Raw genomic sequence first — 13055 nt, 5'->3', positions numbered from 1 at the left:
GGAAACCCCCGCGCGCGAGTCATGACCCGATCATACATAATATCGAAGAGAGGGAGAAGGTGAAGGCTTCTGTTGCCAGGTGCCTTCGAACCCCGCCTAAGAGTGCGACCCCTTAGGACTTTATTTGAAGTGCCACACTGCGATTAAGCAGCGAGACGAGCTTCCGCATAGTTGTCGTTTGCAACTACAATTTTAGCCCGATAACGGTGGTACAATGCCGAGCAAAAAGTCGATCTTTACACCCTTGTCGATCCTGTTTCGCCCCCATCAAAAGCCGGTCTGAAGCCAATCTGACCCGGCCGGTTTTTGGTGGAGGCGCCGGGTACCGCCCCCGGGTCCAATAGGTTTATTACACCGCTCGTTTATCGCCATAGCCGGCCCGAAGACCGGCAAGGCTGATATAGTGTTTTCCTCAGGCGAAGGGAAGGGGATTTGTCACAAATGCTTCGCCGAAACATCGCTTTGCGTCGGCGCGGGTGAGATTTGTCTGAATTACGTTCGGCCGTGGTTGGTTTCGCCTCGGCTTGTCACTAAAATCGTAAGAAAGGAATCGGCCCGGCGGCAACTGGCCGCTGATGGCGTCCGTGCCTACTTAAGATTCAAGCGATTTCGGAGCGGAAGATGGCTCGTCACCCGGAGTATCAGTATCTCGACCTGATGGAGCACCTGCTCGAGCATGGTGATCGCCGGATCGACCGCACGGGCGTAGGCACCTTGAGCGGCCTCGGCGCGATGATGCGCTTTGATCTTTCGAAAGGGCAGATTCCGATCTTCACGACGAAGCGCGTCTATTGGAAGCTGGCCATCAAGGAAATGCTCTGGTTCCTGACCGGCGACACCAATATCCGCAATCTCCTCAAGGAGAATGTGCGGATCTGGACCGACTGGCCGCTGGCGAAATATCGGAAAGCCACCGGCGAGAACATCGATCAGCTCGGCTTTGAGAAGCGGATTATCGAGGATGAAGCCTTTGCTCTGCAATGGGGCGATCTCGGTCCGGTCTATGGCAAGCAGTGGCGGCAATGGCGCGATGCGGAAGGTCGGGTGCATGACCAGGTCGCTTCGGTTATCCAGGAGCTGAAGGCCAATCCCAGCAGCCGCCGCATGATTTTCCATGCATGGAATGTCGGCGAGCTTGCCGATATGGCGCTACATCCGTGCCACATGGTTTATCAATTCCACGTATCGAATATCTCGGCTGAGGGCGGCAAGCGGCCGCGCCTTAGCCTGATGGTCTTCCAGCGCTCATGCGACCTGTTCTTGGGCAATCCCTTCAACATCTGCCAGCAGGCGGCTTTGCTGGCCATGGTCGCGCAGCAGGTCGACATGGATGTGGGCGAGTTGGTCTGGTCGGGTGGCGACGTTCACCTCTATCTCAACCATTTGGATGCGATCCGGGAGCAGCTCAGCCGTGAGCCGAAGCCATTCCCGACCTTGCGCCTCCTGCGCCGGCCCGACGGCATCGATGGTTATCGAATCGAGGATTTCGAGGTCACGGATTATGAGCCGCATGCCGCGATTGCGGCCGAGGTTGCTGTCTAGGCGTTTCGTCCGGCGATGAGAACGGCTCCGCTAACAAGCAGCAATGCTCCGACAAGCTGCCATATGCTGAAACCGGCCAGTTTCTGTCCGGAGATGGCGGCGTCGAAGGCCAGGCCGGCCAATAATTGGCTGGCGACGAGGACGGCGATGGTGGGTGCCGCGCCGAGACGCTGATATCCCAGGATGCCGGCAAAAACGAAGAACGAGCCGAGCAGGCCCGGAAGCAGGGCCCATGACCTGATGGCTCCGGCCGTTTCCGCAAGGCCGGCGAAGCCGTTGCGCGAAATCAGGATCACAAGCAGCGCCGTCAGCCCGACCGAGGAGTTGATCACGAGGGCGATGAGCACGGTCGATACCGACTGGGTGATCCGCACCATCAATGCGTTCTGCAGAACCAGCGATATGCCGGCGAGAATCAGCGTTGCCACCGTTGTGATCGGCATGGTGCTTACGCCCTCAGGTCGCCGGCTTGGAGTCGGGATCGGTACGCTCATCGAGCAGGAGTTGCAGGAACGCCAGATCGAGCCAGCGCCCGAACTTGGTGCCAACCTGCGGGAGAAGGCCGACCTGCTGGAAGCCGAGCTTTTCGTGCAGCCGGATCGAGGCCTCGTTGCCGGCTTCGATGCCCGCGATCATCGCATGCTTGCCGATCGCCCGGGCGCGCTCGATCAACTCGATCATGAGTGCCTTGCCGATGCCGCCACGATATTGATCGTTGCGGACGTAGACGGAGTGCTCGACCGTGTGGCGATAGCCGTCGAAGGCGCGCCAGTCGCCAAACGAAGCATAGCCGATCACGTCGCTGCGATCGTTGGTTGCCACCAGCACCGGATAACCCAGCTTGTGCCGATCCTGCAGCCATTGCCTGCGGTTGGTGATATCGACTTGCGTCTCGTTCCAGATCGCGGTGGTATTGGCGACGGCGTCATTGTAGATCGCGGTTATTCCCGCGAGATCCTCGTCTCTCGCATCGCGAATTTGCATCGGCGGCTCCGTGGGCTATCCACTAAATTGGATGATCGTGTAGTTCATGTTGTCATACACCGATTTCGATATCTGTCTACTATATTATTACGAAAATCTCGCAATCGACTAAGTTCGATAGATTGTGGCTTGGACGAAATTGGTGACGCCTCAGTAGCTGATCAGAACTTCCTGACGGATGTTTAGCTGCGTTTTTGGCAATCGATGACGTTGCGCAGGCCGCGAGCTGAAGGGCTGCGCATGGCGATTGTCATCACCATGAAAGTCCAATATAGTAAAACGCATGTCCCAGCTTGATGATATCGACAGGCGCATCGGCGCTCGCATTCGCATCGAACGAGAAAGCCGCGGCTGGTCGTTGACGGAGCTGGCGGAGCGTTCGACCGTGTCCCGCGCCATGATCCACAAGATCGAGCGCGGCGAGAGCAGCCCGACGGCGACGCTGCTCGGCAAGCTCTCCGGCGCCTTCAGCTTGAGTATGTCGACCTTGATGGCGCGTGCGGAGATGCAGCAGGGACGATTTCTTCGCAAGGGAGAGCAGCCCGTCTGGGTCGATCCGCAAACGGGGTACGAGCGGCGGCATGTCTCGCCGAAGTCGGACCTGCCGCTGGATCTCGTCCGCATCGAGTTGCCCGCAGGTGCAGAAGTTCCCATGCCCGGATCGGCTTTCGCCTTCATCCGGCAGCTTATCTGGGTGCTGGAGGGGCGGCTTATCTTTGTCGAGGGAGATGCGACGCATTCGATGGCGGCAGGCGATTGCCTCGAGCTTGGGCCGCCGACGGATTGCGTCTTCAAGAATGAAAGCGGCGAGCCCTGCACCTATGCCGTTCTCGTGCTCCGCAACGCGTGAGCGGGACCCTAAACTTAGCGTTACCGCACGGCATTGCGCTCGTCCGGCTGGGCAATAGACGATATGCTACCGTCTGCCTATGCGGAGAAGGAGAATGTTCGTGGAGATCGCAGTCATCGGAGCCGGTGCGATGGGCAGCGCCATTGCCCGGCGTTTGGTCGAAAATGGGGCGAGGGTCGTCACCTATCTCGAGGGCCGCTCGCCTTCGACCGTCGAGCGGGCGAAGGCAGTCGGCATGGAGCCTGTCGGCCTGGACGCTCTCGCTGCGTCACCTCTCATTCTTTCCATCGTTCCGCCTGCTGAGGCCATTGCCGTCGCCAAACAAATTGCCGGCGAGCTGCGCCGGCGTGGCAGCAAGACGACATTCATGGACTGCAATGCGATTTCACCGAGGACCATGGCCGAAGTCGCCGCGATCTTCGGCAGCGACTGCGGCGTGGTTCTCGATGGCTCCATTATCGGCGGACCGCCGAAGCCCGGCCAGAAGGGACCGAGGCTCTATGTCAGCGGCGATGCAACCAACAATAGCGGCGTGCTTGCGGATCATGGGCTTCAGGTCCGCCGCATCGATGGCGCGATCGGCGCGGCTTCGGCTTTGAAGATGTGTTATGCCGGCATCAACAAGGGCGTGACCGGCCTCGGCACCGCCATGCTGCTTGCGGCGATCCGTTCCGGCGCAGATGCCGCCCTGAAACGCGAAATGCAGGAGAGCCTGCCGGACCTCGACGCAAAGCTGGTTCACGGCATTCCGGACATGTATCCCAAGGCCTATCGCTGGGTCGCTGAGATGGAGGAGATTTCGGATTTCCTCGGCGAGGACGATCCCGCCGCCTTGATATTCAAGGGCATGGCCGGGCTCTACCGAAAGATGGCTGAGGATCGGGAAGGCGGAGGTCTTCTGGCCGGCCAGCTCGACAAACTGAATAATGATGTCTGAGACAGGATCGCGAGGTGTCTTCCATCTCCCGCCGGCGCCATCCTGATATAAAGTCATCGCGCCGACTCGCGTTGGTGTCGGTAACATGGACTGAGGGAAACGCATGACACAGCCGATCAAGACTATTCTCGTTGCCGTCTCGCGCAACGGCATCATCGGCCGTGACGGAGATATGCCGTGGCGGCTGTCGTCCGATCTCAAGCGGTTCAAAGCCATGACGCTCGGCAAGCCCGTCATCATGGGGCGCAAGACGTTTCAATCCATTGGCAAGCCGCTCCCAGGCCGCCCGAACATAGTGATCAGCCGCGATCCCGGTTATTCCGCCGAAGGCGTCAGGATGGCGCATTCACTCGGCGAAGCCATCGATGTTGCGACCGGTCTTGCGGCGGAGAGCGGTGTCGGCGAAATCTGCATCCTCGGCGGTGGCGAGATCTATCGGCAGGCGATCGGCCTTGCCGATCGGCTGTTGATCACGCATGTCGAAGCCGAGGTGGATGGCGACACATCCTTTCCGGCGATCGATCCGGCCCTATGGCAGGTTGAAAGCGAACTTGCCGTTCCGGCAGGCGAAAAGGACAGTTATCCGACGCGTTTCGTCAGCTATTTCAGGCGAAAAGCATAAAAGCTGCGCCCAAAAATCAACTATTTTCCAATAAATCCGACGAACTTCCTGAAGTTGCGTTGAAAGCAGATGCGCCGATACCTATAACGGGAGACAATCGCCGCCGCCTGCGAATTTCAAAGTCTGCGCGATACTGGGAGTCCATAAACAAAGAGGTTTTGATGCCCTGGAGCAATCAGAATGGCGGCGGCGGCCCATGGGGCGGCGGTGGCGGCGGAAATAATCAGGGGCCTTGGGGGCAGGGACCGAACCGGTCGCGGGGAAGCGGCAGCGGTGGACCGCCGGATCTTGAGGATATCATTCGCCGCGGTCAGGATCGGCTGAAGAGGCTTGTTCCCGGCGGCTTCAATGGCGGCGCCTTTGTAATCATCGCGGCGGTCATCGGTATTTTCTGGCTTATCCAGTGTCTCTATACGGTTCAGCCGGACGAACGCGGCGTCGAGTCGCGTTTTGGCCAGCCGCGCGCCGAAGTCTCCATGCCCGGCCTGCATTTCCATTTCTGGCCGATGGATCGCGTCGAGTTCGTCAAGGTTACCGAACAGCAGCGCAATATTGGCGGCCGTTCGAGCTCGAGTTCGAACGCCGGCCTGATGCTGACGGGCGACCAGAACATCGTCAATGTGCAGTTCTCGGTGCTCTACACGATCACCAATCCGCAAGCTTATCTCTTCAACCTTGAAACTCCCGACGAGACGCTGCAGCAGGTTGCTGAGAGCGCCATGCGCGAAGTTGTCGGCCGCCGTCCGGCGCAGGATATCTATCGCGACAATCGCCAGGAAATCGCTGTCGAGGTCAGGAACATCATTCAGGATACGATGGACCGCTATGGTTCGGGCATATCCATCAATGCCGTGCCGATCGAGGATGTGTCACCGCCCCGCGAAGTGGCCGATGCGTTCGACGAGGTACAGCGCGCCGAGCAGAACGAAGACCAGCAGGTGCAGGAGGCCAATCAATACGCCAACCAGAAGCTGGGTCAGGCGCGTGGCCGTGCAGCGCAAATCCGTGAAGACGCGGCTGCCTACAAGGACCGTGTCGTCAAGGAGGCCCAAGGCGAGGCGCAGCGCTTCATCTCGATCTTTGACGAATACGTCAAGGCGCCGGAAGTGACCCGCAAGCGGCTGTTCCTCGAAACCATGGAGTCCGTTATCGGCAATTCGAATAGCATCATCATCGACAACAAGCAGGGCGTCGTCCCGTATCTGCCGTTGAATGATCTCGGCAAGCAGTCCACGACCCAGACTGGCGGCCAGTCCGACAAGCCTGCGACCGCACTTCAGCCGGAGGCCAAATAATGACGTCCAGCCGTTTGCCAGCCATTCTCATCGCGCTCGCGGTGCTGCTGCTGATCGTTTATTCCTCGGTGTTCGTGGTCAACGCCCGCGAACAGGCGATCGTTCTGCGCTTCGGCCAGATCCGCGCCGTCAAGACCGAGCCCGGCCTTTACTTCAAGCTGCCCTTTGCCTTCATGGATGCCGATCGGGTGCAATATATCCAGGATCAGGCGCTACGCTTCGATCTGGATAATATCCGCGTTCAGGTTTCGGGCGGCAAGTTCTACGAGGTCGATGCTTTCGTCGTCTACAGGATCACCGATGCGCGGAAATTCCGCGAGACCGTATCGGGCGATCGCGATTCAGCGGAAGCGCGCCTCAGGACCCGCCTCGATGCATCGCTGCGTCGCGTTTACGGCCTGCGAGGCTTCGAAGCCGCGCTGTCTAACGAGCGCGCCTCGATGATGACGGAGGTGCGCGACGATCTGCATCGCGATGCCGAGTCCCTTGGCCTCAATATCGAGGATGTCCGCATTCGTCGTACCGATCTCACCCAGGAAGTGTCGCAGCAGACTTACGATCGCATGAAGGCCGAGCGTCTGGCGGAAGCCGAGCTGATCCGCGCCAGAGGCAACGAAGAAGGCCAGCGCCGCCGCGCCATTGCCGATCGTCAGGTGGTCGAGATCGTGGCCGACGCACAGAAGGACTCGGAAATCCTGCGCGGTCAGGGCGAGGCCGAGCGCAACCGCATCTTCGCCGATGCATCCTCGCGCGATCCGAACTTCTACGAATTCTATCGCTCGATGGCCGCCTACCGTGCGTCGCTCGCCTCGGGCGGCAAGACGCTGGTCCTGCCGCCGAACCAGTCGGACTTCTTCAAATATTTCGAGAGTCCCGTGGGCGCGGCTCCGGCGCTGGGTACACCGGCGCCGGCTGCGCCATCGACTACGCCGCCCGCGAAATAACGCGCGGCAACCTGCTGAAATCCAAGGGGCTGCCCATCGGCGGCCTCTTGTTTTATACCCATAAATAAACCTCCACCTATGGTGGAGGACTGGACGAGTTCTACACGGTAGTTGAGAGACCTCCTGCTTGAACCGCTGGCGCGGCCCAGACTTCGAACAAGGAGGTTCTATGGATGAGCAAACGCTCTCGCATGCGACGTGGGACTGCAAGTATCACGTTGTTTTTGGCAGCAAATACCGAACGAAAAGACTCTACGGGGACGTACGGCGTGAGTTGGGAGAACTCTTACGTCGGCTGGCACAGCAGAAAGGCTGCCAGATCGAAGAGGGTCATTTGATGCCCGACCATGTGCATATGTTGATATCGATCCCGCCGAAATACTCGGTTGCGCATATTGTCGGCTTTTTGAAGGGCAAGACAGCCCTTTACGTTGCCAACAAATATGCGCGCAAGCGCCGCTACAAGGGTTATCACTTTTGGGCGCGCGGGTATTTCGTATCGACGACGGGCTACAACGAGCAGGTCGTCAGACAATATATCCGTAATCAGGAAAAGGCCGACAAAGCTTCCGACTTTGCCGACCTCTTCAATCGTAGCTACTAAGCGCTAACAAAACCGCTTCTAGCGGTTCAAGCGCAGCGTTTCAAACCTCCACCTTTGGTGGAGGTTATGACTTTATGATGCCTCGCGTCATTTTCGATGTAGTCCCGAAGGCTGGCCAGACGCGCGGGGATTTCGCAAAAAGGTGATTTCGCGCTTCATCATTCCGCCTTATGTTGATGCTTATACAAGACTTACTTTCTCGATGAGGATGCCTGATGGCCTCGACCAATCGCCTGCCTTTCAGACGTTCGTTCGCTCTTCTGGCCAGTGTGGCGCTGATTGCCGGTCCAACGCTGGGCGGTATCGACCGGGCGTATGCGCAGACGGCACAGACGCCCGCCACTGGCGCGCCGGTGGCGAATGGCGGTGCAACGACAGGCACGCAACTTCCGGCTAATTCGAATACCGCGACGGACGTGCCCGCGACCGGCTCGGCCGCCACACCGGCGCCAGCGGCCGGCTCGACCGCCGCGCCGAGCGGCGAAGCGGCGACAGGGACACAGGCGCCCGCCACCTCCGGAACAACAGCGCCTGCAGCGGCCGGCGAAACGGGTCAAGCTCCTGCAGCGAGCTCGACGAGTGCACCCAACGGCAATGCCGCGTCAGGCACACCTGCGCCTGCAGCATCCAACAGCCAGACCCCAGCCACAGCGACCAATCCGGCCCAGGCTCCGCTGGGCGGCACGCTTACAGCGCCGAGCGAGAATCCGGCCGTGGTGCCCAACACGCTGCCGCCGGTCACAGGCAACCCGGCAATGAATGCCGGTCCGGCCTCGGTTGCCGATCTCGCATCCGGTTTGCTGGACGCGGTGGTCAACATTTCCACCTCCCAAAAGGTCAAGGATGAAGGCGATGGCCCGGCGACCCCCAAGGTCCCGGACAATTCGCCATTCCAGGAGTTCTTCAACGACTTCTTCAAGAACCGGAACAGCGACAACAGCAACCGCAAGGTCAGCTCGCTTGGCTCTGGCTTCGTCATCGATCCATCCGGTTATATCGTCACCAACAATCACGTCATCGAAGGTGCTGACGATATCGAGGCGATCTTCCCGAACGGCACCAAGCTGAAGGCAAGGTTGATCGGCACCGACACCAAGACCGACCTTTCCGTGCTCAAGGTGGAGCCGAAGCATCCGTTGATAGCGGTGAAATTTGGCGATTCCTCCAGAATGCGAATTGGCGACTGGGTCATGGCGATCGGCAATCCCTTCGGCCTGGGCGGCTCGGTGACTGTCGGCATCGTCTCGGCCCGTGGCCGCAACATCAATGCCGGTCCGTATGACAATTTCATCCAGACCGACGCGGCGATCAACAAAGGCAATTCCGGCGGGCCGCTCTTCAATATGAAGGGCGAGGTGATCGGCATTAACACGGCCATCATATCGCCGAGCGGCGGCTCCATCGGCATTGGCTTCGCGGTGCCTTCTGAACTGGCCGAAGGTGTCGTCAAGCAGCTCATGGACTTCGGCGAGACCCGTCGCGGCTGGCTCGGCGTCCGCATCCAGCCGGTAACCGACGACGTTGCCAACAGCCTCGGCCTCGACAGCGCCAAAGGCGCGCTGGTGGCCGGCGTCATCAAGGGCGGGCCGGTGGATAACGGTTCGATCAAGGCCGGCGATGTCATCTTGAAATTCGATGGCAAGGACGTTGACGAGATGCGCGACCTGCCGCGCGTCGTGGCCGAGAGCCCTGTCGGCAAGGAAGTCGACGTCGTGATCATGCGCGACGGCAAGCAGCAGACGGTCAAGGTCACGCTCGGTCGACTCGAGGATAGCGATCAGGCTGCCGCCGTAGCAAGCGGCGGCGACAGCAATCAGGGCGATAAGGGCGGCGGCGACAAAGATAAGCCGCCGCAGCTCGCGCCCCACGACCATAACAACGACGGCGGCAACAATGGCGGACGCGACGGCGTCATCAATCCCGATGAGGGAGATGGTAACGATGATGGAGCGGATGGGCAGGAACCGGACGACGGTCAGCAACAGCAAGCGCCGCAGCCGCAGGCCAGCCAGGACGTGCTCGGTATGAAACTCGCGACGCTGAACGCCGAAAACCGCAAGAGCTTCGGCATTGCCGATAGCGTCGACGGTGTGGTGATCACGCAAGTCTCACCTGGTTCGGCCGCGGCGGACAAGGGACTGAAGCCCGGTGAAGTCGTCGTCGAAGTGGCGCAGGAATTCGTGCAGACGCCGACCGCAGCCGCGGAAAAGGTTGCATCGCTGAAGCGGGAAGGCCGCCGCAATGCGCAGATGATGATCGCCTCTCCGAATGGCGATCTGCGTTTCATCGCCGTGGCGCTGGAGTAAGCTGCTTCAACTCTTTGCCGCTTGCATCTGTTGCCGGCGCCATTCTGCGGCGCTCAGGCGATAGAGCAAATGGCGCCTTAGCTGCGGATGGGTGGCGGGAATATCCGGATGATCGAAATCGCCGGCTGGATCCGGGCGCATGCCGATCCTTTGCATGACAGCAAAAGCACGATGGTTGTTGTATACGGCAAGGGACACGATTTCGTCGAGTTCCAGCCTCTCGAAACCATGGCGCAACAAGGCGGCACCGGCCTCGCTCGCATAGCCCTGACGCCAATGGCGGGCTGAAAGTCGCCAGCCGATTTCGACAGCATTTTGGGGCAGGAACGGTGCGAGCTTCGGCTTCGAAAGTCCGGAGAAACCGATCGGCTCACCGCTCTGTTTCAGCACCAGCACAAGAAGATCGAAACCGTTTTCCGGCATGAGTCTGATGATGATGTCGAAGACGGCATCGGCGTCTTCACGGCTACGGCTAAAAGGAAAGAATTCGAGGACGACAGGGTCGGAACTGAGTTCACAGAAGAGATCGCGATCGCTCTCCTCGCATGGGCGCAGGATTAGCCGCTGTGTCTCGATGATCGTCATTGACGGGCGGCGCGCCACGCGGCCGCCGTTAGACGATAGAGCACGTGGCGCTGCAGGTGAGGGTAGGTATCGGGGACACCCGGATGATCGAAATCCCCGCCGTCCACCCTATGCATGCCGATCCGCTCCATCACCGACGTCGACCTGACATTGTTATGAACTGCGAAGGAAACGATCTGGTCAAGATCGAGCGTTTCGAAACCGTAGGCAAGGAGTGCTCGCGCCGCCTCGCTGACCAGCCCCTTGCCCCAGTGCCGCGTCGCCAGCCGCCATCCGATTTCGACGGTGCCTGCCGGTACGAACGGCTCCAGATGATCCGTCCGCGCCAGCCCGCAAAAGCCGATCGCCTCGCCGCTGCCTCTGAGTTCCAACGCATAGAAGCCAAGCCCGGTCTCGGCGATCATGGCTTGGACCCGATCGAAAAACGCATCCGCTTCCGCCCGACTGCGGCGAAAGGGAAAGAACTTCATAACTGCATCGTCGGAATTGATCTCGAAGACCAGATCACGATCCGCATCGCGCCAGTTGCGGATGATTAGACGTTCGGTTTCGGCAATGATCATCGATGACATCCAATCGTCTGCGTTTTGCGGTTGATACTACGCTCTGATGAAATCCGTCTTGCGATAGCCCTGGATGTAAAGCAGCGCAGTCAGGTCGCCATGGTCGATGCGCATTTTTGCCTGAGCGGACACGGTTGGTTTGGCATGCAGGGCGACTCCGGAGCCAGCGAGTTGAAGCATGCCAAGATCGTTGGCGCCATCGCCAACGGCAATCGCGTCATCGGTGGAAATGCCGAGCTTTTCCGCAATGTCGGTGAGCGCATCGACCTTGGCTTGCATGCCGAGAATGGGTTCAGCAACAAGGCCGGTCAGGATGCCGTTGTCTTCCAGCAGGATGTTGGCGCGGTTCTCGTCGAAATCCAGTGTGGCCGCGATGCGGCTCGTAAAGACGGTGAAACCGCCGGAGACGAGGGCGGTGTAGTAGCCCTTGGCTTTCATGGTGGCGATCAGTTCCGGCCCGCCGGGGGTCAGGGTGATGCGTTTGGCGATGACGTCATCGACAACGGCGATCGGCAAGCCCTTCAACAGCGCCACGCGCTCGCGCAAGGCGGGCTCGAAAGAGATCTCACCGTTCATGGCGCGGGCGGTGATGTCGGCGACCTTTTCCTTCAGTCCGACCTCGGCCGCCAGTTCGTCGATGCATTCCTGGCCGATCATCGTGGAATCCATGTCGGCGATCAGCAATTTCTTTCGGCGTGTCTCCGCTTCCTGGATGACCAGATCGATCGGAGCGCCGGCAATGATGGCGAGAATGTTGGCTTCTGCCGCCTGCAGGTCGGTGCCGTCGCGCAGCGCAATATCGCAGGCGATGCCGTCGGCCAGCCAATAGAGTCCCGCCGCCTTGACGACATCAGCCGCTTGCTCGGCGATTGCCGGAACGAGAACAGGGTTTGACGGATTGGCAATAAGCGTGGCAACGAAGGCCATGATCGGAAATCCTATAAGCGACATCGACGCGATCCTGATAACCGGGCCGACCGCCAGCGGCAAGTCCGGGCTTGCGGTAGAATTGGCGCGCGCGCATGGCGGTGTGGTCGTCAACGCCGACAGCATGCAGGTCTACGACACGCTGCGCGTGCTGACGGCTCGGCCATCCGAAGAGGATATGCAGGGCATCCCACATCATCTTTACGGTCATGTGCCGGCGAGGCAAGCCTATTCCACCGGCGCATGGCTGCGCGAGGCAGCAGCGTTGGCGGCGCAATTGGGCAGTGAAGGACGAATGCCCGTTTTTGTCGGGGGAACCGGGCTCTATTTCAAGGCTCTAACCGGCGGACTTTCCGACATGCCTGATATTCCCACGGAGATCCGTAACCGTTTGCGGGGGCGGCTGCTCACGGAGGGCGCGGAGGCACTGCACCGGGACCTGGTCATTCGCGATCCCGCCGTGGCGGAAAGCCTCAATCCTCAGGACGGCCAGCGTACCGTGCGTGCGCTCGAAGTGATCGAAGCGACGGGGCAGTCCATAGCCGCTTTTCAGGGCAGGAACGGGCCTGTCATCGTCGATGCCGATCGCGCGCGAAAGATCGTCGTGCTGCCCGATCGCGCCGTTTTGCATCAGCGCATCAACGGCCGTTTCGAGAAGATGCTCGCCATGGGCGCTGAAGATGAAGTGCGGGCTCTGCTGGCATTGAAACTGCCGGAAGCGATGCCGGTCATGAAGGCGATTGGAGTATCGCAAATTGCCGCGATGCTGCGGGGCGAAATGACGCGCGAGGAGGTTCTCGAAACCGGTGCAGCCGCGACGCGGCAATATGCCAAACGGCAGATGACCTGGTTTCGCAACCAGATGGACGAAAGCTGGGAGCGCATCAGCCCATAGC

14 protein-coding genes and 1 other RNA gene are annotated in these 13055 nt (G+C 59.9%); 9 read left to right on the top strand and 6 right to left on the bottom strand.

The genetic code is table 11. The annotated features are described in order from the left end of the window. Positions 1-58 precede the first annotated feature (58 nt). Positions 59-430: a transfer-messenger RNA gene (gene ssrA, locus CCGE525_RS12595) on the bottom strand. A 191-nt stretch (positions 431-621) separates the two neighbouring features. Between ssrA and CCGE525_RS12590 the strand changes: the two genes are divergently transcribed. Continuing rightward, positions 622-1542, top strand: coding sequence for a thymidylate synthase (locus CCGE525_RS12590; RefSeq protein WP_120704556.1), 921 nt, complete (start codon positions 622-624; stop codon positions 1540-1542). Here CCGE525_RS12590 and CCGE525_RS12585 read toward each other — a convergent pair. Together CCGE525_RS12585 and CCGE525_RS12580 are read right to left on the bottom strand one after the other, a co-directional pair. Continuing rightward, complete coding sequence (locus CCGE525_RS12585) at positions 1539-1985, bottom strand: DMT family transporter (RefSeq protein WP_120704555.1); 447 nt, start codon at positions 1983-1985, stop codon at positions 1539-1541. The genes CCGE525_RS12590 and CCGE525_RS12585 overlap by 4 nt on opposite strands. A 13-nt stretch (positions 1986-1998) precedes the next feature. Next, entirely contained in the window at positions 1999-2526 is a 528-nt protein-coding gene (locus CCGE525_RS12580; protein ID WP_120704554.1) for a GNAT family N-acetyltransferase, read from the bottom strand. A 283-nt stretch (positions 2527-2809) separates the two neighbouring features. On the opposite strand from CCGE525_RS12580, the gene CCGE525_RS12575 reads away from it, so the two are divergent. The 7 genes from CCGE525_RS12575 (at position 2810) to CCGE525_RS12545 (ending at position 10084) form a co-directional block, all read left to right on the top strand. Further along, on the top strand, positions 2810-3376 hold the full coding sequence (locus CCGE525_RS12575; RefSeq protein WP_120704553.1) for a helix-turn-helix domain-containing protein: 567 nt from the start codon (positions 2810-2812) through the stop codon (positions 3374-3376). Between the two features lie 100 nt (positions 3377-3476). Continuing rightward, a complete protein-coding gene (locus tag CCGE525_RS12570; protein WP_120706390.1) occupies positions 3477-4313 on the top strand; it encodes an NAD(P)-dependent oxidoreductase in 837 nt (278 codons plus the stop codon). 103 nt (positions 4314-4416) lie between these two features. Further along, positions 4417-4935, top strand: coding sequence for a dihydrofolate reductase (locus tag CCGE525_RS12565; RefSeq protein ID WP_120704552.1), 519 nt, complete (start codon positions 4417-4419; stop codon positions 4933-4935). Positions 4936-5096: 161 nt separating this feature from the next. Then, positions 5097-6230, top strand: coding sequence for an FtsH protease activity modulator HflK (hflK, locus tag CCGE525_RS12560; RefSeq protein WP_120704551.1), 1134 nt, complete (start codon positions 5097-5099; stop codon positions 6228-6230). Continuing rightward, positions 6230-7174: a protease modulator HflC gene (gene hflC / locus CCGE525_RS12555; protein WP_120704550.1), complete on the top strand. Its 945-nt coding sequence runs from the start codon at positions 6230-6232 to the stop codon at positions 7172-7174. Before hflK ends, hflC begins: the two co-directional genes overlap by 1 nt. A gap of 169 nt (positions 7175-7343) precedes the next feature. Beyond that, complete coding sequence (gene tnpA / locus CCGE525_RS12550; RefSeq protein ID WP_120663694.1) at positions 7344-7778, top strand: IS200/IS605 family transposase; 435 nt, start codon at positions 7344-7346, stop codon at positions 7776-7778. 215 nt (positions 7779-7993) lie between these two features. Continuing rightward, entirely contained in the window at positions 7994-10084 is a 2091-nt protein-coding gene (locus tag CCGE525_RS12545; protein WP_245472010.1) for a DegQ family serine endoprotease, read from the top strand. 6 nt (positions 10085-10090) lie between these two features. Here CCGE525_RS12545 and CCGE525_RS12540 read toward each other — a convergent pair whose 3' ends face one another. Genes CCGE525_RS12540 through serB form a run of 3 tightly spaced genes read right to left on the bottom strand, consistent with a single transcriptional unit; the run spans position 10091 to position 12159 of the window. After that, entirely contained in the window at positions 10091-10669 is a 579-nt protein-coding gene (locus CCGE525_RS12540) for a GNAT family N-acetyltransferase (protein ID WP_120704549.1), read from the bottom strand. Continuing rightward, positions 10666-11232 (bottom strand): GNAT family N-acetyltransferase, encoded by a 567-nt coding sequence (locus CCGE525_RS12535; RefSeq protein WP_120704548.1) that lies wholly within the window; start codon positions 11230-11232, stop codon positions 10666-10668. The genes CCGE525_RS12540 and CCGE525_RS12535 overlap by 4 nt, the downstream gene beginning before the upstream one ends. Positions 11233-11268: 36 nt before the next feature. Then, complete coding sequence (gene serB, locus CCGE525_RS12530; protein ID WP_120704547.1) at positions 11269-12159, bottom strand: phosphoserine phosphatase SerB; 891 nt, start codon at positions 12157-12159, stop codon at positions 11269-11271. On the opposite strand from serB, the gene miaA reads away from it, so the two are divergent. Beyond that, positions 12158-13054 carry a tRNA (adenosine(37)-N6)-dimethylallyltransferase MiaA gene (miaA, locus tag CCGE525_RS12525; RefSeq protein WP_120704546.1) on the top strand — a complete coding sequence of 299 codons (897 nt, stop codon included), beginning with the start codon at positions 12158-12160 and terminating at the stop codon, positions 13052-13054. The genes serB and miaA overlap by 2 nt on opposite strands. The last annotated feature ends 1 nt before the right edge of the window (position 13055 follow it).

This window comes from Rhizobium jaguaris (assembly GCF_003627755.1).
Lineage (GTDB): Bacteria > Pseudomonadota > Alphaproteobacteria > Rhizobiales > Rhizobiaceae > Rhizobium > Rhizobium jaguaris.
The sequence above is the reverse complement of the archived record's forward strand: the minus strand, read 5'-3'. Positions and strand labels throughout refer to the sequence as shown.

Bases quoted from the DNA above. Each gene is read 5' to 3' on its own strand.
- CCGE525_RS12545 (WP_245472010.1), top strand. From the start codon at position 7,994: ATGGCCTCGACCAATCGCCTGCCTTTCAGACGTTCGTTCGCTCTTCTG.
- CCGE525_RS12540 (WP_120704549.1), bottom strand. From the start codon at position 10,669: ATGACGATCATCGAGACACAGCGGCTAATCCTGCGCCCATGCGAGGAG.
- miaA (WP_120704546.1), top strand. From the start codon at position 12,158: ATGATCGGAAATCCTATAAGCGACATCGACGCGATCCTGATAACCGGG.
- hflC (WP_120704550.1), top strand. From the start codon at position 6,230: ATGACGTCCAGCCGTTTGCCAGCCATTCTCATCGCGCTCGCGGTGCTG.
- CCGE525_RS12590 (WP_120704556.1), top strand. From the start codon at position 622: ATGGCTCGTCACCCGGAGTATCAGTATCTCGACCTGATGGAGCACCTG.
- CCGE525_RS12575 (WP_120704553.1), top strand. From the start codon at position 2,810: ATGTCCCAGCTTGATGATATCGACAGGCGCATCGGCGCTCGCATTCGC.
- CCGE525_RS12565 (WP_120704552.1), top strand. From the start codon at position 4,417: ATGACACAGCCGATCAAGACTATTCTCGTTGCCGTCTCGCGCAACGGC.
- CCGE525_RS12580 (WP_120704554.1), bottom strand. From the start codon at position 2,526: ATGCAAATTCGCGATGCGAGAGACGAGGATCTCGCGGGAATAACCGCG.
- tnpA (WP_120663694.1), top strand. From the start codon at position 7,344: ATGGATGAGCAAACGCTCTCGCATGCGACGTGGGACTGCAAGTATCAC.
- CCGE525_RS12585 (WP_120704555.1), bottom strand. From the start codon at position 1,985: ATGCCGATCACAACGGTGGCAACGCTGATTCTCGCCGGCATATCGCTG.
- serB (WP_120704547.1), bottom strand. From the start codon at position 12,159: ATGGCCTTCGTTGCCACGCTTATTGCCAATCCGTCAAACCCTGTTCTC.
- CCGE525_RS12535 (WP_120704548.1), bottom strand. From the start codon at position 11,232: ATGATCATTGCCGAAACCGAACGTCTAATCATCCGCAACTGGCGCGAT.
- hflK (WP_120704551.1), top strand. From the start codon at position 5,097: ATGCCCTGGAGCAATCAGAATGGCGGCGGCGGCCCATGGGGCGGCGGT.